This is a genomic window from Rhizobium sp. 18055, assembly GCF_902706285.1.
In the GTDB taxonomy this organism is placed as follows: domain Bacteria; phylum Pseudomonadota; class Alphaproteobacteria; order Rhizobiales; family Rhizobiaceae; genus Rhizobium.
The window spans coordinates 1-420 of the sequence record NZ_CACSKD010000358.1; the positions used below are offsets into that span (position 1 = coordinate 1).

Annotated in this window: 1 protein-coding gene; it reads right to left on the reverse strand. The window is 75.5% G+C overall.

What is annotated here, in order from left to right; all coding sequences use genetic code 11:
• Positions 1-373 (reverse strand): hypothetical protein (locus GVL52_RS29500; protein ID WP_200848034.1); only part of this gene is annotated, 373 nt, incomplete at its 3' end.
• Positions 374-420: the final 47 nt, after the last annotated feature.

A 420-nucleotide genomic window follows, 5' to 3' on the forward strand; every position in this document is an offset into this window, starting at 1 on the left:
GGGCCCGCTCCCGCACATCGGCGGCGAAATGCCGGTCCGCCAATACCCGCAGGCGGCGCTTGATCTCTTGCGGATCCTCCGTGGCGCCGGCTTCCAGCGCATCGTTCAGGAACGCGTCGATCGCATAGCGCAGCCCGGGAACCAGCAGCGGATCGGCGAGCGGCCCCGGCGGGCGCGGCGCCAGGAAGGAGGTGCCTGCCGCTTCCGCCCTGCCTGCCCGGCCCGCGGCGCCGTCGTTCCCGGCCACGGACGGGCGGGTGCCTGCGCCGCCGCCCGCCTCCGGGGAGCGCAAGGCGAACCATCCGCTCACGCCCAGTACCAGCAGCGCCGCCAGGAGCGCCGCGGCGGCCCCTCGCCCGCGGGTGCCTGCCATGGGATCAGAGCCCCTGCTGCTTCAGGCGGTTGGCGTGCTGGCGGTAG